At 59.9% G+C, this 14,135-nt stretch carries 14 protein-coding genes; 7 read left to right on the top strand and 7 right to left on the bottom strand.

Annotation, left to right across the window (positions count from 1 at the left end):
* Position 1 precedes the first annotated feature (1 nt).
* Together HMPREF2875_RS01600 and HMPREF2875_RS01595 are read right to left on the bottom strand one after the other, a co-directional pair.
* A complete protein-coding gene (locus tag HMPREF2875_RS01600; RefSeq protein ID WP_070669761.1) occupies positions 2-619 on the bottom strand; it encodes a response regulator in 618 nt (205 codons plus the stop codon).
* Positions 612-1,760: a sensor histidine kinase gene (locus tag HMPREF2875_RS01595; protein WP_070669760.1), complete on the bottom strand. Its 1,149-nt coding sequence runs from the start codon at positions 1,758-1,760 to the stop codon at positions 612-614. The genes HMPREF2875_RS01600 and HMPREF2875_RS01595 overlap by 8 nt, the downstream gene beginning before the upstream one ends.
* A gap of 115 nt (positions 1,761-1,875) precedes the next feature.
* On the opposite strand from HMPREF2875_RS01595, the gene HMPREF2875_RS01590 reads away from it, so the two are divergent.
* From HMPREF2875_RS01590 to HMPREF2875_RS01580, 3 genes are all read left to right on the top strand, one after another.
* Positions 1,876-2,871 carry an ABC transporter permease gene (locus HMPREF2875_RS01590; protein WP_070669759.1) on the top strand — a complete coding sequence of 332 codons (996 nt, stop codon included), beginning with the start codon at positions 1,876-1,878 and terminating at the stop codon, positions 2,869-2,871.
* Positions 2,871-3,518, top strand: coding sequence for an ABC transporter ATP-binding protein (locus HMPREF2875_RS01585; protein WP_070669758.1), 648 nt, complete (start codon positions 2,871-2,873; stop codon positions 3,516-3,518). Before HMPREF2875_RS01590 ends, HMPREF2875_RS01585 begins: the two co-directional genes overlap by 1 nt.
* A gap of 78 nt (positions 3,519-3,596) precedes the next feature.
* The gene (locus HMPREF2875_RS01580) at positions 3,597-4,421 is read left to right on the top strand and encodes a YwaF family protein (RefSeq protein WP_070669757.1); all 825 of its coding nucleotides are present in this window, start codon (positions 3,597-3,599) and stop codon (positions 4,419-4,421) included.
* 161 nt (positions 4,422-4,582) lie between these two features.
* Here HMPREF2875_RS01580 and HMPREF2875_RS01575 read toward each other — a convergent pair whose 3' ends face one another.
* Both HMPREF2875_RS01575 and HMPREF2875_RS01570 read right to left on the bottom strand, forming a co-directional pair.
* On the bottom strand, positions 4,583-6,184 hold the full coding sequence (locus tag HMPREF2875_RS01575) for an NAD(P)H-hydrate epimerase (protein WP_070669756.1): 1,602 nt from the start codon (positions 6,182-6,184) through the stop codon (positions 4,583-4,585).
* Positions 6,185-6,195: 11 nt separating this feature from the next.
* Complete coding sequence (locus HMPREF2875_RS01570; protein WP_070669755.1) at positions 6,196-7,005, bottom strand: Fpg/Nei family DNA glycosylase; 810 nt, start codon at positions 7,003-7,005, stop codon at positions 6,196-6,198.
* A gap of 77 nt (positions 7,006-7,082) precedes the next feature.
* On the opposite strand from HMPREF2875_RS01570, the gene HMPREF2875_RS01565 reads away from it, so the two are divergent.
* The 3 genes from HMPREF2875_RS01565 to HMPREF2875_RS01555 all read left to right on the top strand — a co-directional run bounded on the left by HMPREF2875_RS01565 (position 7,083) and on the right by HMPREF2875_RS01555 (position 11,503).
* A complete protein-coding gene (locus HMPREF2875_RS01565; protein WP_070669754.1) occupies positions 7,083-8,579 on the top strand; it encodes a DUF1846 domain-containing protein in 1,497 nt (498 codons plus the stop codon).
* Positions 8,580-8,793: 214 nt separating this feature from the next.
* Positions 8,794-10,524 (top strand): ATP-binding protein, encoded by a 1,731-nt coding sequence (locus HMPREF2875_RS01560; protein WP_070669753.1) that lies wholly within the window; start codon positions 8,794-8,796, stop codon positions 10,522-10,524.
* Positions 10,525-10,573: 49 nt separating this feature from the next.
* Positions 10,574-11,503, top strand: a complete 930-nt coding sequence (locus tag HMPREF2875_RS01555) for an oxygen-dependent tRNA uridine(34) hydroxylase TrhO (RefSeq protein WP_070669752.1) — start codon at positions 10,574-10,576, stop codon at positions 11,501-11,503.
* Between the two features lie 2 nt (positions 11,504-11,505).
* Here the strand turns inward: HMPREF2875_RS01555 and HMPREF2875_RS01550 are convergent, their stop codons facing one another.
* The 3 genes from HMPREF2875_RS01550 to HMPREF2875_RS01540 form a co-directional block, all read right to left on the bottom strand.
* On the bottom strand, positions 11,506-11,982 hold the full coding sequence (locus HMPREF2875_RS01550) for a hypothetical protein (RefSeq protein WP_070669751.1): 477 nt from the start codon (positions 11,980-11,982) through the stop codon (positions 11,506-11,508).
* Positions 11,983-12,004: 22 nt separating this feature from the next.
* Positions 12,005-12,985: a universal stress protein gene (locus tag HMPREF2875_RS01545; RefSeq protein ID WP_070669750.1), complete on the bottom strand. Its 981-nt coding sequence runs from the start codon at positions 12,983-12,985 to the stop codon at positions 12,005-12,007.
* A gap of 83 nt (positions 12,986-13,068) precedes the next feature.
* Entirely contained in the window at positions 13,069-13,548 is a 480-nt protein-coding gene (locus HMPREF2875_RS01540; RefSeq protein ID WP_039672736.1) for a MarR family winged helix-turn-helix transcriptional regulator, read from the bottom strand.
* Positions 13,549-13,747: 199 nt separating this feature from the next.
* On the opposite strand from HMPREF2875_RS01540, the gene HMPREF2875_RS01535 reads away from it, so the two are divergent.
* On the top strand, positions 13,748-14,131 hold the full coding sequence (locus tag HMPREF2875_RS01535; protein ID WP_246817001.1) for a DUF5318 family protein: 384 nt from the start codon (positions 13,748-13,750) through the stop codon (positions 14,129-14,131).
* The last annotated feature ends 4 nt before the right edge of the window (positions 14,132-14,135 follow it).

Below are 14,135 nucleotides of genomic sequence, written 5' to 3'. Positions count from 1 at the left end.
CTTAAATGAGTTTGCGCTCGCGGGCAGCGGACACCGCAGCGGTACGGGTATCCACTCCGAGCTTTTGATAGACGTGGATGAGGTGGGTCTTCACTGTGGCCTCAGAAATGAAGAGCTCCTGCGCAATCTGCTTATTGGACTGTCCCGTGGACAAGGCCTGAAGGATCTCCAGCTCACGGGCGGAGAGTGCTGTTTCCGGCTGGGCTAAGCGTTCTGCCAAGAGGTTGGTGACCTCGGGGGCTAACGTGCGCTTTCCCGCAGCGGTGTCGAGGACCGCGTTATGCAGGGCTTCCTCAGGAGCGTCTTTCAACAGGTAGCCCATCGCCCCGGCCTCCACTGCGGCGAGGATATCGGCTTGCGTGTCATAGGTGGTGAGAATCAGCACCGGCGGTCCGTTGAGTTCACGCACGCGCCGGGTGGCGGCAATGCCATCGACGTCCGGCATCTGGATATCGCAGACGACTACGTCGATCGGGGGGACGTCGTCAAGCAGCAGCTTCTCCACTGCCGAACCGTCAGAGCCTTCCAGCACCACATCAATGTCGTGGAACGTGTTGAGAATGGCGCGCAGCCCGGCGCGGACCACGGGGTGATCATCGATGAGCATCACGTTAACCATTGCGGCTGCTTCCTGTTGGGATTCGCACCGCGAGCGCGGTGCCGGCCGGTGAGGATTCTACCTGGACGCTGCCACCAACGCTGCGAACACGCTGCTCCAAGCCGGTCAGGCCGAAGCCTTGTGGGCCGTCGATGCCGCGGCCATCGTCGACCACGTCCAAGGTGATCTCATCTGTGAAAGCGCCCAGCGTGACCACTGCGCGGTCGGCGTCGGCATGTTTCATCACGTTGGTTAGGCCCTCGCGCGCGGAACGCAGAATGACGTGGTGGAGCTCGGTAGGCACCTCGCCGCGGCCGGTTAACTTGAGACTAAAGCGTGTGCGTAACCCCAGACCCTTCGCCTGTGCTTGGAGTTCGTCCACGAGGGCGCGCAGACCTTCATCGATGGAGGAGGTTGGGGCGGCGAGTTCTTTGACGAAGCGACGAGCTTCCGCGAGGTTGTCCTTGGCCACCTTCTCAATGAGTTCGAGCTGTGCGGTGGTCTCCTCCGGGTCCGTGCTGTTCTTGGCAGCGCGGCTGAGCAGCACGATGGAGGATAAACCTTGGGCCACGGTGTCATGAATCTCCCGGGAGAGCCGCTCGCGTTCTTCGAGGCGGCCTGCTTGGTGCTCGGTGGCGGCCAGTTCCTCCTGTGTTTCACGCAGTTGCTTGGCCACAGCCGCGTGGTGCACCGCCTCCGCTTGAATCTTGCGGGCAGCGTGGTAGACGGCCACGGCGAAACAGGTACCGATGAAGGGGCCAATAGCAGCGGCTGCCGTCCATGCCTGGGGGTGCAGCCAGGCGGGGATGAAGGCGGCGATGGCCCACAGCACAATGCTGGCGAGGATGCCAGGCCAGAAGGGGAGGGCATGGACAAAGACGAAGACCAGCGGGAATTCCATCCACATGAAGTCTTGGGCATGCACCATGAGGCCTATCCACAACACACAGAGCGCAGCGAGCCACAGCGTAGTGGGCACGGGGCGAGCGGGTCTGCGGGCGGTGTAGGCCACGAAGCCGGCGTAGACCACGGCGAGGGCAATCGAGAGACCTAGGACTCGGGCATCGAGCCGGTCATCGGCCCAGGCGCGGAGTACGCCAAAGACCAGCAGGAATCCGAACATGATGTGGAGGCCAACGGTCCACAAGCTGTTTCGCATCATCACGCCGATCCAGCCTATCGCCTCAGCGGTTGAGGCCGAATCAACCAACTGGTTGAGTGAAGGTTCAACTAGGTACCCGATTACTTTCTCTTAGCGCGTGATCAGTATGAATACTATGTTCCTTGCATTGAGAGAGATAGTCACCGCGCGCGGTCGTTTCTTCCTGATCGGCGGCGTCGTGGCTCTAATTACGTTGTTGCTCGTTATGCTGTCCGGCCTTACCCAAGGACTGTCCAAGCAAAACACTTCTGCGCTGGAGGCACTCGGAGAAACTACACCGAACGTGACCTTCTCCACCGAAGACCCGTCTTTTACCGAGTCGGAGATTTTCGCTGAGGATGTCGTCGACGGTGGTCTCCCGCTGGGCGCGAGCCAGACCAAGCTGGAAGGCCACGGCGGTGTGGCCGTCCTGGGCCTGCCTGCCGGCACTGAGATTCCCGGGACGGACACCTTGATTCCGGAACGCGGCATGATTCTTAGCCAGTCCATCGATGAAGACATGAACGCTCCTTCTCAGGGCACGCTTGGTGGCGTTGACCTGGAGGTACGTGGCATGGTCCCGGATGAGTATTACTCCCACTCCCCGGTTATCTGGGTGGACACGGCCACCTGGCAGCAGGTCTCCCACGCCCCGGAGGGCATGGTGGGCGTGGCGCTGCTGACCACAGAGCCGACGGAGACGTCCGTGTCCATGGGCAAGGCGCTGTCTGGCCTGCCGGCCTACAGCTCGGAGCGCGGCTCCCTGTTGACGATGCAGGCCTTCCTCTACGGCATCTCTGCACTGGTCACCATCGCTTTCCTGAGCATCTGGACCATCCAGCGCACCCGTGACCTGTCTATCCTCCGCGCTCTTGGTGCCAGCGTGACGTACTTGCTCAAGGATGCTATTGCCCAGGCGGCCATCATCCTGGCTGCTGGCGTGGGGATTGGCGCGCTTTTCGGCTGGCTGCTGGGCCTCGCCGCACAGGGCACCGTGCCCTTCGAGGTTTCTGTTATGACGGTCATCGTCCCCGCTCTCGGCATCTGGCTGCTCGGCATCGCCGGTGCCTTCCTCGCCACCCGCCGCGTTTCCAAGATCAATCCGCTCGACGCCCTAGGAGGCAACGCCTAATGATTACCACTGCTACTCCTGCTCTGTCCCTCCGCGACATCGTGGTGACCTACCCCGACGGCGAATCCCGTGTTGCCGCTTTGGACGGTGTGAGCCTAGACGTGAATCCCGGCGAGCTCACCGCTGTCATCGGCGAGTCCGGCTCCGGCAAGTCCACCCTCCTCTCCGTGGCCGCTGGCCTTATCGAACCGGACTCCGGATCCGTCGAGATGCACGGCACCCGTGGCCTCATCTTCCAGCAGGCTAACCTCATTGCTTCTCTGACCGCGCGTGAGCAGCTACTCATCATCGACCACATGGAAGGCCGAAAGCCGCGTCAGGACCGTGCCGATGAGCTCTTGAGCTTCGTGGGCCTTGAGAGCTTTGGCAACCGCCGCATGGGTCAGCTCTCCGGTGGCCAGCGCCAGCGCGTCAACATTGCCCGTGCTCTTATGGGCCAGCCTTCCGTGTTGCTGGCGGACGAGCCCACCTCTGCTCTTGACTCTAAGCTTTCGCGAGACATCGCCAAGCTTCTGCGCGGTGTCACCGAGGACTTTGGCACCGCCACCCTGTTCATCACCCACGACCGCAGCCTGCTGGACTATGCCGACCGTGTCCTGGAAGTCAAGGACGGATACGTCTCCGCTTACTCGGACGTGGCGGCCTAGGCCCTAATTGATACAAGGAACTAATTTTTCTTCTTCGTGCCCACAAGTGCTGAAGGCGGAGTACATTAGTACTTCGATATGCTTCGACCTCGCCGCCCACGGGTAACCCCTACCGACTATGAGCGCATGCAGCAATGGACCCCGCTGCATGCGCTTATGTTGACGATTACCATCGCTGCCTGCGGTGTCTTCATCGTCGGCGCTCGCCGCGTTAAAGGCACAAGCCGTGAAAAGTTCGTCCGCCAGATGGTCGGCTGGGTCCTTTTGGTCCTCGGCACCGCATGGACAGTTATTTCCCTGGATCCTTCCCAGTTCGATATCCGGGAGTCCCTCCCGCTGCACCTTTGTGACGTGCTGCGTCCCATCTTGGCGCTCGGCCTCATTACCGGCAACGAGCATGCCCTCACCCTGACGTATTTCTGGGGCATCATCCTTAACCCGCAGGCCATCATCACCCCGGATGTCATCTACTACTTTGCCCCACGCTGGCTGCGTTTTAGCACCTACTGGTTCTTCCACATCGTGGCGCTCGCCGTACCGCTGGGCCTGACCTTCGGCCTGGGCTATCGACCGACGTGGAAGGGCTACCGCTTTGCCGTGAAGGTCACGCCCATCTGGATGGCCATCGCGATGACGGTCAACGCCAAGACAGACGGCAACTACGGTTTCCTCAACCACGCGCCGGGCAGTCCCTCCATCATCAACCTGTTCGGTCCCTGGCCCGGCTACATTGCGGTGGAGACCCTTGCCGTCATGGCAGCCTGGGCTGGAATGACATGGCCCTGGGAGAACACCTCCCTGCGCCACGGCACCGTGCCGGTGGGCACGAGGGGATTGCTGCGCAAGTCCGTCGGCACCGCGTCTGGGATTCTGCGTCGAGCGGCGGTACGTTTTCGTAAATAGTGGCCCGAGAACCGCGAAAGTCTAGGGCTTCGTTGCGAAAATGTACCAACACGGTGGCGGCTGGGTACGTTTCGATCAAATAAGGTCCCAGATCTTCGAATTTCTGGGGTGCTATTTGATCGAAACGTACCTTGCTGCGGAGCTAGCGCCGGGCTACGGAGCTAGCGCTGCGCGTTGAGGAGCCGGGCAATGGCCTGTGGGATGGCTGCGGCGATCTGGGAGGCCGAACAAGGCGCGAAGCCTTCGCGGGTTTCGGCCGCGATGGCCGCAGCATGCGCGTGGATGGCGCCGGCGTGGAGAACCTCGCTGATGGCTCGGGCGGTGGTCGCGGCGGCGGTTTCGGTGGAGGTTTTGGCGAAGAGCTGGGCCATGACCGCACCGAGGATGCCGGAGAGCACGTCGCCAGAGCCGGGAGTTGCGGCAAAGGAGTGGCCGGAATTGAAGGAGTACAGCGGCTGGCCGGGTGCGGTGACGCGGGTGAGGCGGCCTTTGAGCAGGATGATGCTGTTCAGTTCCCCGGCTAGTTCGTGGAGGGCGCGGCTCCAGCCGGTAGCCGCATGGAGCGAAGAGCCGAAGGTGGCCTCGTAGAGGCGGGTGAATTCGCCTTCGTGTGGGGTGAGGATGGTCAGCGGGTGCTCGGCGACTGTCCGGCGCAAGGAGGTGTTGCGCGCCAGAAGCGTGAGGGCGTCGGCATCGATAACGGTGGGCAGGTCCTGCGCTAGAACCTTGCGCAGTTCGGCGGCGGCCGCTGCATCGGTACCGCGGCCTGGGCCCACGACCCAGGCTTGGGCGCGGCCAGCGGAGGAAACATCCGGGTGGCAGACCAACTCAGGAAGCAGAGACGTGATGGTGTTATCGCCGATGAAGCGCACCATCGACGGCGTGGCTCGCACCGCCGCGGTGGCGCAGAGGATGCCCGCGCCCGGGTAAGCCGCACTGCCGGCAGCGAGGGCGACGACGCCACCGGAGTATTTGTCGGAACGTGAATGTGGTGTGGGATCGGTAATGGGGCCGGTGCAACCGACAGGCCAGGGACGAGTGAGGCGCCCACCTGGCAGATCGGGTTCGCCCGGGAGCCACTCCCAGGGCGAGGGAACCGTGGGCTCATGGGCGATGAATGCGGCGGGTTCATCCAGTTCAGCGAGGGTCTCAGCGAAGGAAGGCGCGCCGGGTAGGAAGAGATCGGAGACCACCACCTGCCCGCATTCAGCAGCCAGCGCATGTCCCAGGCGCGGCGAGCCGAAGGTGATGGTGACATCGGCCTCGACGGTGTCTGGGGCGGCCACGCCGGTGTCCGCATCGACGCCGGTGGGCATGTCGACGGCTAAAACTGCGGCGCCGACGGCGGTGGCGTCGCGGTAGAGCGACAGTGCGGCGCCGCTCAAGCCGCGGGCGGAACCGAGGCCCGCGATAGCGTCGATAAGCAGCGCGGTGCCTGTCGGCAGCGTGGTCTTCGAAGGAAGGACCGTGCCGCCCGCGGCGAGGAAAGCCTCCAGTGCCGCCTCATGGTGTTTCTCGGGGACTAGGGCATGGACGGTGATACCACGCTCAGCCAAGTGCGCACCGGCAAAGAGTCCATCACCGCCATTGCCGCCCGAGCCGGCGAGGATGACTACCGCACCGGGGAGAGCAGCCAGCATGGAGGTGGCAGCCTCCGCCACCGCTGCGGCCGCCAGCTGCATGAGCTGGTCGGGGTGCGATTGCTCAGCGAGGAGACGCTCCTCAGCAGCACGAACAGTGGCAACGGTATAAGCAGGGCGCATACCCTCACAGTTTAGCCCTGGCAGGTGGGGCACCAGAAGAGATTGCGGCCCTGCATGACCTTCTCTTGAATTTCTGCGCCGCAGACATGGCAGGGCTGCCCGGCGCGGCGGTAGACGTAGACCTCGCCGCCGTGGTCATCCTTGCGCGGCTCGCGGCCCATGGCCTCCGGCGTATGGGCAGGGTGGACGGTGTCGATGCGGCCGTGCTCCACGCCGTAGTCCATGAGGCCGACCAGGTCAGACCAGATTGCATCGAACTCGGCGCGGTCGAGTTGAGTGCCGGGGATGAAGGGGGAGAGTTCTTGGCGGAAGAGAGCCTCGGCGCGGTAAATATTGCCTACACCAGCGAAGAGGCCCTGGTCCATGAGCTGGGCACCGATACTGCGCCGTGAGGCATGCACCCGGGCCCACAGGGCATCGGGGTCAGCATCCTCACGCAGCGGATCCTGGCCCACCTTCGCCACCTTGACCTGGTACTCCTCCTCGGTAATAAGAGTGCAGAATTGCGGTCCGCGCAGGTTGGCGGCCGTTGTGCCGTTATCGAGGCGTAGTCGAATCTGACCCCACACGTCGGCCGAAGGTTCGAAGCGCAGGGAGCCGATGAGGCCTAGGTGGATATAGATGACGTGGCGAGGGTCCTCGGCATCGAAGTGAAGAAACAGGTGCTTGCCATAGGCTTCGGCGAGGGTGAGGGGTGAGGCGTCGACAAGCGCGGCCTCCGCAGCAAACCTGCCCTGGGGGCTGCTCACAGCCAGCGGCGCGCCGCGAAAGTCCGCATTGAGTGTCCGAGCAAGGCGGTGAATAACGTGTCCCTCAGGCATGTCAGGAAGTCTACGCGGGGGCAGTGCTGCTGTAGACTTTCCGGGTACTACCCGTTGAACGGAAGGGCCTAAATATTATGGGGCGCGCAATCGGTTTTGACCGTGAAAAATACATTGAGCTGCAGTCGGAGCACATCAACGCTCGACGCAAAGAAATCGGTGGGAAGCTTTATCTCGAGATGGGTGGCAAGCTTTTTGATGACATGCATGCCTCCCGCGTGCTGCCCGGCTTCACGCCGGATAACAAGATTGCGATGTTGGAGCGCATCAAGGATGACGTGGAAATCCTCGTCTGCATCAATGCCAAGGACATCGAGCGGCAGAAGATGCGCGGTGACCTGGGGATCCTCTATGAAGATGATGTGCTGCGGCTTGTCGACGTCTTCCGGGACCGCGGCTTCCTAGTCAACAACATCGTCATGACGCAGCTGGAGGAGGGCAATAGCCAGGCGGAGGCCTTCATCGAGCGCCTAGAGCGCCTAGGGCTGACCGTGGCGCGTCACCGCGTCATCCCCGGCTACCCCTCCAACATTGATCTCATTGTTTCCGAGGATGGCTTGGGTAAGAACGACTATGTGGAGACCTCCCGGGACCTCGTCGTGGTGACCGCGCCGGGCCCGGGCTCCGGCAAGTTGGCCACGGCATTGTCGCAGGTCTACCACGAGAATCTCCGCGGCGTGCAGGCAGGATATGCCAAGTTTGAGACCTTCCCTATTTGGAACCTTCCGCTGGATCACCCGGTGAACCTGGCCTATGAGGCCGCCACGGTGGACCTCAATGATGCGAATGTCATCGACCACTTCCACCTCTCCGCGCATGGCGAATCCACGGTGAACTACAACCGTGACGTCGAGGCCTTCCCACTGCTCAAGTCCCTGTTGGAGCGCCTTACCGGAACCGTGCCCTACCAGTCCCCGACGGACATGGGCGTGAATATGGTGGGCTTCTGCATTACTGACGACGAAGTCTGCCGCGAGGCCTCCCAACAGGAAATCATCCGCCGCTACTTCAAGACCTTGGTGGAGGAGGCCCGCAACGGTCTCGATAACACCCAGTCGGAACGTGCTGCGGTGATTATGGCCAAGGCTGGAATCAAGGCCACTGACCGCCCCGTGGTGGAGCCGGCGCGTCAGAAGGCAGAGGAGACCGAGGGACCCGCATCGGCGCTGCAGCTTCACGACGGCACCATCATCACCGGCCGCACCTCCCCACTGCTGGGCTGCTCGGCGGCTACCCTGCTCAATGCGCTGAAGCACCTGGCCGGCATCGACGACGAGCTGCACTTGCTGTCGCCGGAGTCCATCGAGCCGATTCAGACTTTGAAGACCAAGCACTTGGGCTCGAAAAACCCGCGCCTGCACACCGATGAGGTTCTCATCGCCCTGTCAGTCTCCGCTGCGAAGGATGAGAATGCCCGCCGCGCCCTCGATGCATTGAAGGAACTGCAGGGCTGCGACGTCCACACCACTACCATCCTGGGGTCTGTGGATGAAGGTATCTTCCGCAACCTCGGCGTGCTTGTGACCTCCGATCCGGTCTTTGCCCGCAAGAGCGCTCTCTACCAGAAGCGTTAAGGCCTGTTAGGGCCAACCCGTCGTCCTGCGTCGACCTCGCTGCATACACTTTGCTATTTCTGTAGCTCACTCTGACAATGAGGCGCTTCACTGATCAAAGTGATGTCCTCAGTGATAGAAGTGAACTCCTCACTTATCAAATGTGTGCTCTCACTGTTAAAAGTCAGCGGTGTCAGTGTTAAAGTGAAGAAAACAGCTGAGGGAGGCACGGGCAGTGACGGTATGGAATGTCGAAAACTTCAGTGATGAAGACATCAACGCGATTGTCGAACGCCTGCGTGCGCAAGGTAGTGATGACAATGACTGTGAGGCTAAAGCGGCGGTAGGAAAACTCAACAAGGACGTCTGGAATACGGTTTCAGCTTTCGCCAATACTGATGGTGGCGTCATACTTCTTGGGATTGATGAAACCTCCGGTTTTATCCCTGCCCAAGGATTTGACCCGAACAAGATTATTGACTCAGTGGATAACGGGCTAGGGGACAAGGCGCCGAGAGTAGAACCGGTTCCTACATTTCAGGTGCGTCGTTTCACCTTTGAGGGCGCGCCAATCGTGGCGTTGGGAATCGCGTCGATGTCTGAGGAAACTCAAAAGGCTAAACGCATGCCGTGTTTTGTTGTCGACCAGGGGATAACGAAGGGAAGCTATAAGCGCCTCGATGACAAGAACAAGCATCTCACCGCACATGAGATCTATCAGCTCCAGCACCGTTACGAATCTGATTTCTCTGATCAACAAATTGTGGAGGATGCGGCTATCGAAGATCTCGATATGCCGTTGGTCAACTCAGTCATTGAGCGTCTTCATGCTTCCCAATCACGTTTGCTCAACGGAGATAATTCTGCACTCGCAGTTTTGAGAAAGCTCAATAGTCTTAATAGGGCTGGTGAAGTGGTTTTTTCCGGTTTGATGTGCTTTGGTGTTTATCCCCAGCAATTCTTCCCGCAGTTGTTTATCGATGTGGCGAAGCACCCCGGACAGCAAAAATCGGCAGATCCAGAAGTACGGTTTGATCATCGCAAGGTGTGTGAAGGCCACATCAAAGATCAAATCGAAGATGCGATCGGTGCGACGTTAAGCCTGCTCAATACCCGATATGTTGAGCGGGGAAGAACTGTCGAGCAGGAACCGGAGATTCCTGAGGTGGTCCTGCGCGAAGCAATTACCAATGCCGTGATGCATCGCGACTATGGTCCAGTGTCGATCAGCGAGCAAGTTGCGATTGATATTTTTAGTGACCGTGTTGAGATTCGCAATCCAGGTGGCCTGTGGGGAGACCGTACACTCGACAATCTTGATGACGGAAGGTCAGTGCCTCGTAATCAATTCATTGCTAAGACATTGTCCTATGTTCCGGCAAGAGACAAAGGAACGATCGCGGAAAACCAAGGAAGTGGTATTCGCCGAATGCAAGCGGCAATGAAGCAGCATGGCCTGCCGCAACCACAATTCAAAATCGAAATAGGTGCCTTTACCGTGGTGCTGCATCGGCACGGTCTGTTGAATCCTGAAGCCCAGCGATGGCTAGAGAAGCTTGGAATCGGGGATTTATCGCCAGAGCGTGCCCAAGTGATGCTTCTAGCACGGGAATACCGTGAGGTGACTCCGCAGCTTATTCGAAGCGTACTTGGTATCGATAGCGACGAAGCGCGCGAGGAGCTGGGCGAGCTCGTGAGTGAAGGTCTCTTAACTGAGCATCAGCGTGGTCCTGAACGGTACGGTCTCTCCGCTGATGTCTTAGGGCTGACTCCTGTGCAAGTGGGAATCCTAGGTGTGTTGGAGGTTGACGTGGAGCACAATATTCATCAGCTCATGGACAAGACCGGCTATAGCGCAAGCACGATTCGTTACGGCCTTCGGGGGCTCATCGATTCAGGGCGAGTTCAACCCACAGCGCCGCCCACGAGTCGCAGCCGGGCCTATGTACTAAATCCACAACCTTAAGTCAGGAAAGATTGGGGTTTTACTTCGCAGCAGGCCTAGACTTGCGGGCGTGACTATTGGCAAGATTCTCCTCTACTACTGCTTTACTCCCATCGAGGACCCCACCGCGATTATGTTGTGGCAGCGCTCGCTGTGCGAGAAGCTCGGGCTTAAGGGCCGCATCCTCATCTCGGAGCACGGCATCAATGGCACCGTTGGCGGTGACATGGATGCCTGCAAGCGCTACGTGCGTGAGACCCGTGAGTATCCGGGTTTCAAGAAAATGGAGTTCAAGTGGTCGGAGGGTGGCGCGGATGACTTTCCACGCCTCTCAGTCAAGGTCCGCGATGAGATCGTGGCCTTTGGCGCGCCGGGTGAGCTCAAGGTAGATGAGAATGGTGTCGTCGGTGGCGGCGTGCACTTGAAACCCGAAGAAGTCAACAAGCTGGTCGAAGAACGCGGCGATGAGGTCGTCTTCTTTGACGGGCGCAATGCTATGGAAGCGGAAATCGGCAAGTTCAAAAATGCCGTGGTGCCGGACGTGAAAACGACGCACGACTTCATCGCTGAGCTGGAATCCGGCAAGTACGACTGGATGAAGGATAAGCCGGTCGTTTCCTACTGCACCGGTGGCATTCGCTGCGAAATCTTGTCGTCGCTGATGAAGAATCGTGGCTTCAACGAGGTCTACCAAATTGACGGTGGCATCGTGCGCTACGGCGAAAAGTACGGCAACGATGGCCTGTGGGAAGGCTCGATGTATGTCTTCGATAAGCGTATGCACCACGAATTTGGCCAGGGGATTGAGGATCCAGGCTTTATCCAGCTGGGCCACTGCGTGCACTGCGGCAAAGGCACCAATACTTTCCACAACTGCATCAATGAGGACACGTGCCGCCAGCAGGTGCTCATCTGTGATGACTGCATCCAACACACAGAGACGCAGCATTGTGGGCGCGAGGACTGTGCGGAGGTCGCGCGCGCCGAAGCACAAAAATAGGACTAGAGCTCTGGGGCGAGGAGAATCTGAATATCGTTAATGCCCCAGAGCATAAAGTTGCCGGCCATGACCCAGAAAATGGCCATCCACCCGCGCCAGCGCAGATAAGCCTTGAGCTTGCGCACCATGATGACGGCGCAGCCGATCATGCCCGCGAAGGGGATGATCATCGTTGTGGTCGCGAAAATGGTTCGCTGCGTCTTCGTGCACAGCCATGAGGCATAGACCGCCGGGTGGCAGTTGGTATCGGGGCCGGTGAGCTTGAAAATGCCAGCGAGGAGCAGTGCATACAGTGCCGAGCCCAGAAGGATAGCCACCATGAACCAGAGCGCTTGGCGCGAAGAGCGGCGGTTGGCTTCGGCGAGGACGAGGGGATCGGGGGCGTCGGCAAGCTCGTCGAAGCTCTGCGGCTCCGGACGGCGCAGGTTAGCGTAGTCCGCGTCCGACGTCAGGTCGTTTTCAGGATGCTCAGCTGCCATGATGTGCAGTCTAACGCGTGAACTAGGACTCAGGATCCGGACCCGTCGGGCACACAAGTACAGGCACACCTACGTGCGGAAGAAGCTCAGTGGCGGTACTTCCTATGAAGACACGGGCAATGGGGCCCATGGGCGCTGACCCCAAGCAGAGAAGGTCGCCCTTCTTCCACTTGAGTGAGTCCACCGCCCCGGACCAGCCGTTACCGCTGCCGATGGCCGTGGTGACCTCGAGATCCGGGAAGGCGTCCGCAATAAAATCGTGGGCGCGGTCCAAAAGGGAGAGCGAGTGCTCGCGCCAATTGGGGGCGTCGCTGGGGAAAGTAGGGGAGTAGTCCAGGGGGACGTCGATAAGCCCCTCCGGCGAAAACGCCAGTATGCGAAGGGGGAGCCCGGCGCGGTGTGCCATGCATGCAGCGCGGAGGAGTGCGGGGTCGTCATCGCAGCCGCGGTCGGTAAACGCGAAGTTGATGCGAGTGACTCCGTGCTTGGAGAGCTTGATGCCGCGTGGGCTCAAGCCGACAGGAAGGGGAGAATAGTGAAGGAGGGCATCCGCCGTTGAGCCGGAGAAGAAGCGGCCCTTCGGCGCGGACTGATTGGCGCCCAACAAAATGACGTGAGCGCCGAAATCCTGGGCCATCTCCTCTAAGAGCTGCGGGCGGGAGGGCCCGGCGACGAGAACAGACACGTCCGTATCCCATTGGGACTTATGCACGCCGGCTGTGCTCAATGCATCCCGGACAGCATCTTCGCAGGTAGCGCGTTCCTTCTTGAACCACTTCTTGTAGGAACCGCTGAGCTTGCTTAAGGAAGTAACGGTCAGCGGTTGCGAGATGGTGGAGACAACGCGGATGTGCGCAGGTGTGGTGCGCGCTATCCATGCTGCGAAGTCAATAGCCTCCGTACCGGCGGATTTAGGACTCCACGATACGAGGATGCGGACCGGAGGGAGCGGGTCCTCTGATGTTACGAGCCCCTTGGAGGGGCGGGAAGATTTCTTAGCCATTCAGTACATGTTTCGGGGTTGTTTATTCCATTATCAACCCCTCCGGCCTTAAAATAAAATCTGCATAAGGCCTCCTCTATGGTCTATTTTCCTTCCATGATGGGGCGGTAGACATCCGCCAGCTTGGAGATCAGGTTTACGAGGGAGTCGGCATCCTTAATGTCTTCCGGCTCCAGCCAGCGCAGGATCTCTGCCAAAGCGGCCGCACGCTGGCGAGAAACGATGGTCAACTCGGACTCGCCCAGCTGGGTAAGGGCAACGAGAACACCGCGGCGATCCTTCTCGTCACGGTGGCGCTCCACAAAGCCATGGCGCTCCAATTGGTACAGGGCATTAGAAGCGGTGGGCATACGGATCAGTTCTGCCTGGGCGATGGTGCTCACGCGGGACGGGCCGCGCAGGCGGAGTTGGTTCATGATGGACACCTGGGAGGTGGTCAGGGAGGTGCCCTCCGTGGTGCGCTGGAAAATCAACATAAGCTTGTTGAGCGCGGGCTGAATTTGGCGGGCAACCTCGAGGGCGTCCTCGTACGGTACGGGGGATTCGATATTTTCTTCACTCATGGAAAATAAGTCTAGCGAGTTATGTGGCTCAATGGTAGTTAGCTTGCTAAAAAGTTTAGTTTTGCAGCTTGAATCGCTTACGTATTCCCAGTCTTCTATGAGAGTGGGTCCGTAGATTGTTGTCGCAGCCCCTACTAGAATGTATCGGGTGAATGTGGCGTCGCTGTCAGCGGCCATCATGAGCGAAGGAGGTACACAGGTGTCGGCAAAAGCAACTGCAACAGTGGCCTACCGTAACGAGATCTCCTACGAGTGGGAACGCGCTCAGCATTTGCGCGACTTACGCGCGGGCCGGATGAGCCGTGACGAGCTGTGCGACGCCGACTTCCTCCTTCGTGCTGCGGCGGAGCACCATGGCGTCGATATGCACAAGTCCTGCCCCATCTGCGAACACGATTTGCGCCTCACACGCTGGGTGTATGGCGATTCTTTAGGGCGCCGCGCAGGCAGCGCACGCAGTGAGCAGGAGATTGCAGATCTGGTGGCTGAAGGGCTGGAGTTTACCGTCCATGCGGTGGAGGTATGTCCGGCGTGCCGTTGGAATCATCTTCTTCGGGCCGCCACGGTCTATGCTTTAGGGTAGTTTT

It is taken from the genome of Corynebacterium sp. HMSC078H07 (assembly GCF_001812805.1).
GTDB lineage: Bacteria > Actinomycetota > Actinomycetes > Mycobacteriales > Mycobacteriaceae > Corynebacterium.
This window is presented reverse-complemented; position numbering and strand designations above follow the sequence as displayed.

Bases quoted from the DNA above. Each gene is read 5' to 3' on its own strand.
- HMPREF2875_RS01545 (WP_070669750.1), bottom strand. From the start codon at position 12,985: ATGGCTAAGAAATCTTCCCGCCCCTCCAAGGGGCTCGTAACATCAGAG.
- HMPREF2875_RS01580 (WP_070669757.1), top strand. From the start codon at position 3,597: ATGCTTCGACCTCGCCGCCCACGGGTAACCCCTACCGACTATGAGCGC.
- HMPREF2875_RS01600 (WP_070669761.1), bottom strand. From the start codon at position 619: ATGGTTAACGTGATGCTCATCGATGATCACCCCGTGGTCCGCGCCGGG.
- HMPREF2875_RS01590 (WP_070669759.1), top strand. From the start codon at position 1,876: ATGTTCCTTGCATTGAGAGAGATAGTCACCGCGCGCGGTCGTTTCTTC.
- HMPREF2875_RS01550 (WP_070669751.1), bottom strand. From the start codon at position 11,982: ATGGCAGCTGAGCATCCTGAAAACGACCTGACGTCGGACGCGGACTAC.
- HMPREF2875_RS01570 (WP_070669755.1), bottom strand. From the start codon at position 7,005: ATGCCTGAGGGACACGTTATTCACCGCCTTGCTCGGACACTCAATGCG.
- HMPREF2875_RS01595 (WP_070669760.1), bottom strand. From the start codon at position 1,760: ATGATGCGAAACAGCTTGTGGACCGTTGGCCTCCACATCATGTTCGGA.
- HMPREF2875_RS01565 (WP_070669754.1), top strand. From the start codon at position 7,083: ATGGGGCGCGCAATCGGTTTTGACCGTGAAAAATACATTGAGCTGCAG.
- HMPREF2875_RS01575 (WP_070669756.1), bottom strand. From the start codon at position 6,184: ATGCGCCCTGCTTATACCGTTGCCACTGTTCGTGCTGCTGAGGAGCGT.
- HMPREF2875_RS01585 (WP_070669758.1), top strand. From the start codon at position 2,871: ATGATTACCACTGCTACTCCTGCTCTGTCCCTCCGCGACATCGTGGTG.
- HMPREF2875_RS01540 (WP_039672736.1), bottom strand. From the start codon at position 13,548: ATGAGTGAAGAAAATATCGAATCCCCCGTACCGTACGAGGACGCCCTC.